11 protein-coding genes are annotated in these 10,739 nt (G+C 54.1%); all 11 read right to left on the bottom strand.

Annotated elements, in window-relative coordinates; genetic code table 11:
- Positions 1-52: 52 nt before the first annotated feature.
- A complete protein-coding gene (gene dnaB / locus POTG_RS03280; protein ID WP_009223372.1) occupies positions 53-1,414 on the bottom strand; it encodes a replicative DNA helicase in 1,362 nt (453 codons plus the stop codon).
- Position 1,415: 1 nt separating this feature from the next.
- Positions 1,416-1,859, bottom strand: coding sequence for a 50S ribosomal protein L9 (gene rplI / locus POTG_RS03275; protein WP_009223371.1), 444 nt, complete (start codon positions 1,857-1,859; stop codon positions 1,416-1,418).
- Positions 1,856-3,838, bottom strand: a complete 1,983-nt coding sequence (locus POTG_RS03270) for a DHH family phosphoesterase (RefSeq protein ID WP_036644078.1) — start codon at positions 3,836-3,838, stop codon at positions 1,856-1,858. The genes rplI and POTG_RS03270 overlap by 4 nt, the downstream gene beginning before the upstream one ends.
- A gap of 11 nt (positions 3,839-3,849) precedes the next feature.
- Positions 3,850-4,770 (bottom strand): DUF2232 domain-containing protein, encoded by a 921-nt coding sequence (locus tag POTG_RS03265; protein ID WP_009223369.1) that lies wholly within the window; start codon positions 4,768-4,770, stop codon positions 3,850-3,852.
- Positions 4,771-4,776: 6 nt separating this feature from the next.
- Complete coding sequence (locus POTG_RS03260; protein ID WP_028539295.1) at positions 4,777-5,079, bottom strand: MazG-like family protein; 303 nt, start codon at positions 5,077-5,079, stop codon at positions 4,777-4,779.
- An 88-nt stretch (positions 5,080-5,167) separates the two neighbouring features.
- Positions 5,168-5,593: a CBS domain-containing protein gene (locus POTG_RS03255; RefSeq protein ID WP_009223367.1), complete on the bottom strand. Its 426-nt coding sequence runs from the start codon at positions 5,591-5,593 to the stop codon at positions 5,168-5,170.
- 169 nt (positions 5,594-5,762) lie between these two features.
- Positions 5,763-6,851, bottom strand: coding sequence for an LCP family protein (locus POTG_RS03250; RefSeq protein WP_009223366.1), 1,089 nt, complete (start codon positions 6,849-6,851; stop codon positions 5,763-5,765).
- A gap of 284 nt (positions 6,852-7,135) precedes the next feature.
- Positions 7,136-8,176, bottom strand: a complete 1,041-nt coding sequence (locus POTG_RS03245; protein ID WP_009223365.1) for an ABC transporter ATP-binding protein — start codon at positions 8,174-8,176, stop codon at positions 7,136-7,138.
- Positions 8,173-9,201: an ABC transporter ATP-binding protein gene (locus POTG_RS03240; RefSeq protein ID WP_009223364.1), complete on the bottom strand. Its 1,029-nt coding sequence runs from the start codon at positions 9,199-9,201 to the stop codon at positions 8,173-8,175. The genes POTG_RS03245 and POTG_RS03240 overlap by 4 nt, the downstream gene beginning before the upstream one ends.
- Positions 9,168-10,184 carry an ABC transporter permease gene (locus tag POTG_RS03235; RefSeq protein WP_009223363.1) on the bottom strand — a complete coding sequence of 339 codons (1,017 nt, stop codon included), beginning with the start codon at positions 10,182-10,184 and terminating at the stop codon, positions 9,168-9,170. Before POTG_RS03235 ends, POTG_RS03240 begins: the two co-directional genes overlap by 34 nt.
- The coding region (locus POTG_RS03230) for an ABC transporter permease (RefSeq protein ID WP_036644221.1) at positions 10,181-10,739 on the bottom strand (559 nt) is incomplete at its 5' end. The genes POTG_RS03235 and POTG_RS03230, both read right to left, overlap by 4 nt.

Below are 10,739 nucleotides of genomic sequence, written 5' to 3'. Positions count from 1 at the left end.
AAAAAAGGACTGACGCATATCGTCAGTCCTTAATTCCTGTATTCAGCTAAAGCTAGCCAGCAAACGCATCCGCATGCGCCCGCTCATAATTGGCGAACTTGTTAAAGTTCTTCAAGAACACCAACTCAACGGTACCAACCGGGCCGTTCCGCTGTTTGGCAATGATGATCTCGATGATGTTCTTCTTTTCTGTCTCTTGGTTGTAATAATCGTCCCGGTATAAAAACGCCACGATATCCGCGTCCTGCTCGATGGAACCCGATTCCCGAAGGTCAGACATCATCGGACGCTTGTCCTGCCGCTGCTCGACGCCCCGGCTTAACTGGGACAAGGCGATTACCGGCACTTCGAGCTCCCGCCCGATCTGCTTAAGCGTCCGGGAGATTTCCGAGACCTCCTGCTGCCGGTTCTCGCCGGGCTTGCCCCGGCCTTGGATCAGCTGCAGGTAGTCGATCACGATCATGCCTAGGCCGCGTTCCTTCTTGAGGCGGCGGCATTTCGCCCGGATATCGGCCACGGTCACCCCCGGGGTATCGTCGATATAAATCTCCGCTTCCGACAAGGCGGCAATGCCCATCGTTAGCTTTGCCCAATCATCATCGCTCTTGAAATCCCCGGTCCGCATCACGCTGGCGTCGAGGTTCGCTTCGGCGCAGATCATCCGCTGCACCAACTGGGCCGCGGACATCTCCAGACTGAAGATCGCCACGGTTTCTTTGGCGCGTACCGCCACATTTTGTGCAATGTTCAGAGCAAACGCCGTTTTACCTACGGAAGGCCGCGCCGCAACGATAATCAAGTCACTGCGCTGGAAGCCCGCCGTCATTCGGTCCAAATCAACGAACCCGGAAGGAATCCCGGTGGTCGTCCCGCGGTTCTGATGCAACGTCTCCACACGCTCGAACACTTCCATCAGTACATCGCGAATCGGGATAAACCCGCTGCCCGAACGGCGGTTGGAAATCTCCAAAATGCGCCGCTCGGCATCGCTCAGCATGTCGGCCACGTCTTCGCCGCCGGCATAACCGTCGCTGACGATTTGCGTTGCCGTGCGGATCAAGCGCCGCAGCATCGATTTCTCTTCGATGATCCGCGCGTAATAATCCACGTTGGCCGCCGTCGGCACGGCATGGGCCAGCTTGGCCAAATAGCTGACGCCTCCGATTTCCTCCAGCTCACCGCGGTCCTTCAGCTTGGCGGTTAACGTCACGAGGTCGATCGGCTTGCCTTCCTCGCCGAGTTGAACCATCGCTTCAAAGATTAATTGATGAGGCTTATCGTAAAAATCCTCGGTCCGCACCCGCTCCATCGCGGTAATGAGTGCTTCCGATTGCAGCAGCACTGCCCCGAGTACCGCCTGCTCAGCTTCTAGATTTTGCGGGGGGATCCGGTCAAAAAACAGATCGCCGCTCATCTTATTCCTCCGTCACTTGAACCTTCAACGTCGACTTCACTTCGGGATGCAGCTTCACCGGCACTTGCGTCACACCCAGCGTCCGGATCGGATCATGCATTTCGATTTTGCGCTTATCCAGCTTCACGCCAGCCTTCTCCAGCGCTTCGGCAACCTGCTTGCTCGTAATCGCACCAAACAGACGGCCGCCTTCTCCGGCTTTCGCTTTCAATTGCACGGTCATCTCCTCCAGCTTCTTGCCGAGTTCGATGGCCTCTTCCTTCTCCTTCTGCTTCCGCTTCTGCTCCGCTGCTGTTTGCTGCTCCAGCGTCTTCACATTCCCTTCGGTGGCCGGACGCACCAGCCCGCGCGGAATCAGGAAGTTTTGTGCATACCCTTCGGAGACGTTTTTGATTTCTCCCTTTTTCCCTTGACCTTTAACATCTTGCAAAAAGATCACTTTCATTCGAACAACCCCTCTTCCTTCTCTATTTCATCCAGGACGGCGAGCAGCTTCTTCTCCGCTTCCGCCTGGGTTCCTTCCAATTGAACAGCCGCATTCGTCAAATGTCCGCCGCCGCCCAGCCGCTCCATGACCACCTGCACGTTCATGCTCCCCAGCGACCGGGCGCTGATTCCAATTAAGCCGTCCGGCCGCTCGCTAATGACAAAGGACGCCAGGACGCCCGTCATATTCAGCAGCGTATCGGCGACTTGCGCGATCAACAGCTGTGGAATCTTGCGGTTGGGCTCCGTCACCGCCAAGGCGATATGCCCATGGATCATGCGGGCATGCTTGATGATATCGGCCTTGGCGATGTACTCCTGCAGATCTTCCTTCAGCAATCGCTGTACCATCACCGTGTCCGCCCCGTTTCGGCGGAGGAAGGCTGCGGCTTCAAACGTCCGCGAGCCGGTATGGAGCGCGAAATGCTTCGTATCGACGGTGATGCCCGCAAGCAGCGTCGTTGCTTCAAGCGGACTGAGCTCCACCTTCTCGTGAATGTACTGCAGCAGCTCGGTGACGAGCTCGCAGGCCGAGGAAGCATAAGGCTCCAGGTAGACGAGCACCGCATCGGTCACAAATTCCTCGCCGCGGCGGTGGTGGTCCACGATGACGACGCGGCTCGCTTCTTCAACGAGCCGAGGCTCCATCGTCATGGAAGCCTTATGCGTATCGACGAGCACGAGCAGCGTGTGCTCGGTCATCAAATGCATGGCCTGCTCCGGCGAGATAAACCGCCGGAGCAAGGCTTCTTCTTTGTTGATGCGCTCCATCAGGCGCTCAATCGCCGGGTTCGGGCCATCCAGCACGATGTGGGCCTCGACCTTGTACATATCGGCGGCCTTCAGCACGCCGATGGAGGCGCCAATCACGTCGAGGTCCGGTACGCGATGGCCCATGATGATGACGCGGTCGCTCTCCTGCATCAAATCGCGCAAAGCATGCGCGATGACGCGGGCGCGGACGCGCGTCCGCTTCTCTATGGCGCCGGATTTGCCGCCATAGAAAGAGAGCCGCTGACCGGCCTTGACAGCGGCCTGGTCGCCCCCGCGGCCGAGCGCCATATCCAAGCTGGACTGGGCGAGTTCGCCCAGCTCACTGAAGCGCTCGGCGCCAAAAGCGAGGCCGATGCTGAGCGTAATCGGCACCTTCAGGTCCGCGGTCATTTCGCGGACCTCGTCCAGAATGACGAACCGGCTCTGCTCGAGTTCGTCCAGCGATTTCTGATTCAGAATCATCAGATATCGCTCGGAGGACAGTCGCCGCAGGTACACGCGGTACTGTTTGGCCCATTCCGTAATCGCCGTCGCCACGCGGGCGATCAAGGCGGTCCGCTGCTGGTCGTCCATGCCCTGGGTGGCTTCATCCAGATTGTCCAGCAGCACGATGCCCAGCGCGGCCCGTTCGTCTTCATACCGTCTGCGCAGCACCGCCAGCTCCGTCATGTCATGGAGATAAATAATCCGCTCGTTCGCATCGATGGTAAGCTCATAGTAACGATCCCCAACCATCACTTCGACCGTCGTCCGAGCCCCCGCCCCATCCTTCTTATCGCGGCTTGGTAAGGGGAGCTGCGGCAGCAGCTCGGACAGCGGCTGGCCCACGACGGAATCTTTGCCGTACATGCCAGCCACGAAATGATTATGCCATTCGACCGTCCGTTCTTCGCTGTACAGGATCAAACCAAACGGAAGCTTACTGATCGCCTCACCTTCCACCCGCTTGATCCGGTAGTTTAAATCGGTCACGTATCGAATCAGCTCTTGGCGGAACTGCCGCTCCGCCCGCAGCATGCTGTAGGTCAGCACACCCACGAGGCATAAGCTCACCAGCCCCAAGATCCAGTTGAAGTAGGAGACGAAGATGACGAGCAGCAACTGAAGCATGAACATCCATACGGTCTGGTAACCGTACCAACGTTTTTGCAAAACATTTGGCATGCCTTCTCACCCTATCGTCTTGGTCTCGTAATCATATCCCGCAGCGGGAATGCAATGTCCAAAATCCCCACGATTCGAAGCGGCGGAATAAACAACAGCGCTACAATGAGCAGAATCGGAATCACCGGATTCCACTTGCGATGATAGGCGGCAAAGAAGAAGAAGCTTGCCGTTTGCACCATAAAGAGAAATTGCAGCAGCGGCATCAGATTCAGCACAATCGTGCCCAGGAATCCTTGGCTTACCGCGTCTCCGCCAAACCACTGCAGCAACACGCCGATCAAATAGTACCAAATCAGCGAACGCGGCAGCCGCCAATCGCGGATCGGCGGCAGCTTCGGCACCGCATGACCCAAGCTGGACAACGTAGGCCGGGAGATCGCATGGGCTACCGCAGCCATAAGCAACGAGCAGACGATCATCGTAAAGGGAATCATCCGCACCGTCAGGCTGGAGAATTGCTGGCTCATCTCCGGCGACCAGACAATGGTGCCGGTCAGCGAGCTATCGGCGACATTCGTGAACGGAGCCATGGCCGCATTCACCAGGTCCTCAATCGCGTTAGCCAGATTAAAGTCGAAGAAGACTGTGCTGATCAGCAGAACCAGCAAAAATTCCAGCAAAATGGTGCCGGCTCCCGCCATGACCGTGCGGAACGCCGGGCTTCTTTTCTTATATAAATAGCCCATCACGATCGAAGGAATGATAAAATAGACGGCCTGCAGCAAGATCAGCGGGCCGAAGATCAACGCAACCGCCAGCCAGACCGCCGCCACGTGCACAAGAAACACTCTTGTTGACAAGGTCGTATACAGCAAAATGCCCGGCACGATCAGAAAAAACATCGTGATCACGGTCAGCGGAGTTGCAAGTGACAACAGAAGCAGCAAATATGCGGCGCTCCAGGCCACCGATGTCCAGCGTAACTTCAAATGGGTTCACCTCTTAGACATATGTTCTTCCAGGGTAGAAATATCTTGATACCAATCCTCGAGCTGGTGACCCTCCTGCTTATGTTTTCTCAGTTTCTCCAAGATGCTGTCATCCATATCCCGATAGGAAACACCTAGTCTCCGCCCCAAAATATAACTGCTGACGATCAGGCTGGCAAGACTGTCCGTTACCCGTGTCGTGCTGCCTTCCCATAATGCTTTAAACAAACGGGATACGTGATCGACTACTTCCGTTTTGAGCCATTCAATCACTTTGGCACGTTTGGCTACATCCATTTCCCTTTGCATCGCGGACAGCTTCGACCCTCCCCGAAAAAAGCTTTATTCTTCATTATAGCATATAGCAAACGCCACAAAAGACGCAAACCTTTAGGATTTATTGGGTTTGTGCCGTATTGCGGGTCACGAACTTCTCGCAATATTCGATGATCTGACTGCGCCGCACGATCCCAATAAACCGGCACCGGTCATCGACGACCGGTACGAAGTTCTGCACCTTCGCAAGATTAATCAAATCCTCCATATCGGCATCAATCCGCACCGGCTTGATGTCCATCTTCAGCGGCACGTCCTTCAGGAGAAACTTTGAAGCGGTCTCAAAATTAATCTTGCCGTTCGAATTTTTCATGTGCCATAACAAATCGCCTTCCGTTACCGTACCGACGTACACCCCATCGTGATCGATGATTGGCACGGCCGTATAACGGTGATACTCCATGCGCTCCAGCGTCTGCCGTAACGTGGAATCCAGCGTCATGGTGACCACGTCATTTTTCGGAAGTAGAAAAAACGCTATATTCATGAGAACGAAATCCTCCTCATCCTTTCATTCAGACTCCCCTAATGGATACGTTTCGAAACCGAAGTTGTTCCAGAGCCGGCGGCATGAAAGCGGCAGCCGGAACACCGGACTGCCGAGGTCTGAAATCAGGGTATATTAACACTATAATCTAAGGTATGATGCCCCACGATCACTCATTCTTGCTCGTGTTTGCCGCCGTTCCTTGATCGCCGTTTTGCTCCGTATCCGCCTTCTCCGCATCACGGGATTCCGGCAGAATCAAATCGGATGCCTCCGTATCCGGGTTTAGCCAGTTGTCGATCATCTCTTTGGCGAAATCGACATCCTCTTCATTCGCTTTATCATAATAAACCCCATTGATCCGCATGCCTTCGCCCATAATCGTAAAGCCGCTAATTTGCGGAGAAGCATCTCCCAACAGGACCTTCTTGGACAATTCGATAATTTGGCTAGGCGGCAGGTCGGTCTTAAAATTATCACCCATCAGGTTGATTAATTCAGGGATTTTTGTCACTTGGTTCAGCTTTAACATCCGATTAACCATGGCATTCAGAAACACCTGATGCCGTTTCGTTCGGTTAAAATCACTGTCTTCGCGGTAACGTACGAAGTTGAGCGCCTCCGTACCGTCGTACAACGGTTTATTCGCCTTAATCGTAAACTTCTCATGATCCGCTTGTTTATTCACGATATCCTTGGTAATCGGCAGCTCTACGCCGCCCAGCGCGTCCACAATGTCACGCACCCCTTGGAAGTTAACAGCCGCATAGTAATCAACCGGATAGCCGATGAAATTCTCCACCGTATCCTTAGCCATCTTCTCCCCGCCAAAAGCATACGCATGATTAATCTTGTCTTCATCACCCTTGCCAACGATCTCGGTGTAGGTATCGCGCGGAATAGAAATCAACAACACCTTGGCATCCTCCGGGCGCACCACCGCATAGATCATCGTATCGGAACGGGCAGGCTCGTTATTCCGTTGATCCACGCCCAGCAGCAGGGTGCTGAACGGCTTCATCTTCTCTTCCGCCGGCTCCACCGGACGGGTCTCTTCCCCTTCCAGCGGGGAATACGAGCGTTCCAACGTCTCCTCGACTTTGCCTGACAAGAACAAGTCAAAGGCCATCACAGCAAGCGGTTTGCGGAACAAATATCCCCCTGCTCCCGCCACCAACAGGATTATGAGCACAATCCATGCGATTTTCTTGCGTTTATTCTTTGATTTCATCTTCTGCCTACTTCGACGTTCGATCATGATTTTACGCCTCCATCGCCAATCTAGTTGATTTCCTTCTCTATCTGCAATTGCACTACGTTTCTGCTCATTCGCGCTTCTCTTGTCTAGCATTCTTCAAAACAACTCTACCGCTTTGTACTATAACACATCGGGGAAATCGGGTACAACAATGCGGCATATGCAGATGCTGGTCAACCAACCAATGAAGCTTGGGATGAAAAGAGAAGAGAGGCCCGCTCCTTCCGGAGATCGGGCCTCTGCCGTAATCAACCAGCATATTTTGCTTACGAGAAGGCGTCTGTTTAGGCCAATACGGTCCCCGGTTGCAGCGGGAAATGACAAGCCACCTGACGTCCGGGAGCCGCCTCAATCAATGGCGGTTCCACCTTGGAGCATTGCTCCTGGGCAAACGGACAGCGGGTGTGGAAGCGGCAGCCGGAAGGCGGGTTCGCCGGAGAAGGAACATCCCCCTGCAGCACAATCCGTTCCCGCTTCTGCCCAGGCACCGGCTTTGGAATGGCCGACAGTAAGGCAGCCGTATACGGATGCAGCGGCGAAGCGAATAACGTCTCCGTCTCTCCGACCTCTACCAGCTTACCCAAATACATGACTCCGACCCGATCGGAGATGTGCCGAACGACGTTCAGGCCGTGGGCGATAAAGAGGAACGTCAATCCTAGCTCACGCTGCAGCTTCATCAACAGGTTAATTACCTGTGATTGCACGGACACGTCCAACGCCGATACCGCCTCATCCGCTACGATAAACTTCGGGTTCAGCGCTATTGCCCGGGCAATACCGATCCGTTGCCGCTGACCGCCGGAAAATTCATGCGGATAGCGATTGCGCCGGCTGGCGTCCAACCCTACCAGCTCCATCAGTTCAACAACTCTAGCATCCACTTGCTTGGCAGTGAGGTTGCGGTGGACACGTAAAGGCTCGCCGATGATATCCTTCACTAGAAAACGAGGGTTTAAGGAACCAAACGGATCCTGGAAAATAATCTGCATCTCTTCCCGAAGCTTCCTCAGCTCTTGCCCCCGTAAAGAATGAATGTCCCGCCCCTGGTAGATGACTTCTCCTTCCGTGGCTCCTTGCAAGCGAAGAATGACACGTCCCAGCGTTGACTTACCGCAGCCGGATTCTCCGACGAGCCCGAAGGTCTCCCCTTTTCGAATCGCTAAGGATACGTCATCTACCGCTTTCACTTGACCAACGACCCGGCTGAGCAAGCCTTTATGAATCGGGAAATACTTCTTAATCCCGCGGATATCTACCAGAATCTCATCGGACTTCAAACCGCTCGGTCGCTTTACTTCTACATTCGCCGTTTCTGTCGTCATGCGGGTTTCACCTCATCTCTGCTGCTGTGGTCATCGCTTTTGCTTACCGGCTTATCCTCATAGAGCCAACAGGAAGCGCGGTGGTCTGCTCCGATCATAAACTCCGGTGGTTCCTTCTGCCGGCAAACCTCCTTCGCATGCGGGCAGCGGGGGTGAAACCGGCAGCCGGAAGGCAGTTGACCGATCGGCGGTATCGTCCCTTGGATCGTGTACAGCTCGCCTCCCCGTTCCCCTTCAAATCCCGGGATCGATTGAAGCAGCCCCGAAGTGTACGGGTGGCTAGGCTGATTAAAGATATCCTCCACCGGCCCCTCCTCGACGATCGCCCCCGCATACATGACAGCGACCCGATCTGCCATTTCTGCAGCTACGCCCATGTCATGGGTAATTAGCAGAATGGACATGCCAAGTTCGGCCTGCAGCTTCCGCAACAAATCAAGGATTTGCGCCTGTACCGTCACATCCAGCGCAGTGGTTGGTTCGTCGGCAATCAGCAGCTCCGGATTGCAGGCTAAGGCGATGGCAATGACGACCCGTTGGCACATCCCGCCCGACAATTCGTGCGGGTATTGCTTAGCGCGAATTTCCGGGGCAGGAATCCCCACGAGCTTCAGCAGGTTAACGGCCATGCTCCAAGCCTCATCGGCGTTCTTGTTCTGATGCAGCCGCAAGCTTTCGGCAATCTGGTCCCCTACCGTAAATACCGGGTTTAACGCTGACATAGGGTCCTGAAAGATCATCGCAATTTGGTTGCCGCGAATCTGCCGCATCTCTTCCTGTTTCTTAGCGGCTAAGTCCTGACCGCGAAACTTAATGCTGCCCTCCATGATCGTTCCGCCGGCGTAATCGATCAGCCGCATGATGGCGAGCGAGGTGACGCTCTTTCCGCTTCCCGATTCACCAACCAAGCAAACCGTCTGTCCCTTGTCTATGGATAACGAGATCCGGTCCGTCGCTTTGACGACCCCATTTTCCGTTAAGAAGCCCGCCGTCAGTTTCCGGATTTCGAGAAGTTTCTCCGCCATTTTGCCAGCCTCCTCCGGGATTTATTCAGATTCTGTCTTGGATCCAGCGCATCGCGGATGCCGTCCCCGATGAAATTCACCGCAAGAACGACGATCAAGATGCATAAGCCGGGATAAACTGCCTGCATTTTATCAACGAGCATAAATTCTTGCGCATTGCTTAACATCAATCCCCAGCTTGTCGCCGGCGGCTGGATGCCTAAGCCAAGGTAAGACAGCGCCGATTCGCTCAAAATCGCCGAACCGACCATCAAGGTAGCGTTCACGATAATCGGAAACGTAGAGTTTCGCAATAAATGACGGAAAATAATGCCTGTATTGGATACCCCGATGGCACGCGCGGCTTCAACATACTGCATTTCCCGTAATTGAAGGAAGTTCCCGCGCACCAACCGTGCGATACTCATCCAGCTGGTGAAGGCCAATATCATAATCATATATTTCATGTCTGATCCGAAAATCGCGAGTACCAAGATGTTCAGGAACAACGTAGGTACCGAGTTCATCACGTCGACGATCCGCATGAAGACCGTATCGACCCATCCGCCGAAATAGCCGGATAGCGCGCCGATAATCGACCCGATCACAACCGAAGCCAAAGCGACGGAAAAACCAATTAATAAGGAAATTCTTGCACTGTACAGCAGCCTTGTGAAAACGTCACGACCTAATTCATCCGTGCCCAACAGATGCCCATCGGTCCCTGCCGGCAGATTCGGGTACATCAAATCGATCTTTGCCGGATCATACTTGGTAAGCCAAGGCGCAAAAATCGCAGCCAAAATAAAGATCAGTAACAACACTAATCCCGTCATTGCGTAGGGATTATGCGAAAACTTTCTCCATAATAACCCCCAAGGACCAAGCGGCTTCTTGGCAGAAAGTGCATCTACCGCGTTTCGGGGGTCCAGCGCATGATTTGGCTCAGGAGTTGGCACGTTGGGAGACGCTCCTGGCGATATCGTCACCTTTAGATCACTCATGCTGCTTTCGTCCCCTTTCCACCCAATTTAACCCGCGGGTCTACGATCGCATACAGAATATCCGCGAGTAAGCTTCCGAGGATAACCATAACCGAAGTAACGATCGTAATCGCCATTAGAACGGAGTATTCCCGCGCCGTAGCCATCTCGACATAGAGGCGCCCCATCCCCGGCCAGTTAAATACGTTCTCCGTAAGAGCAGCGCCGCCGACGAGCAGCGGTAAATCCAGTCCTAAAATGGTGATGATCGGAATAAGCGCATTACGTAAAGCGTGTCGGAACACGACCTTTCTTTCCTTAACACCCTTCGCCCGAGCCGTGCGGATGTAATCCATTTCGAGGACCTCCAACATACTTGCGCGGGCATATTTAATATAAGAAGCAAGGAAACCTAACGACAATACGGTGACCGGAAGCACCAGATGCATGAATAGGTCGACAAGACTGTCTTCTTTCCCCCTAGAGTGCATGTCCGATAGAGGCAGCCAATCGAGGCCCAACGAGAACCATTGTTGCAAAAGAATACCGAACCAGAAGGTTGGCATAGCAAAACCT

It is taken from the genome of Paenibacillus sp. oral taxon 786 str. D14, from assembly GCF_000159955.1.
Classification (GTDB): domain Bacteria; phylum Bacillota; class Bacilli; order Paenibacillales; family Paenibacillaceae; genus Fontibacillus; species Fontibacillus phoenicis.
This window is presented reverse-complemented; position numbering and strand designations above follow the sequence as displayed.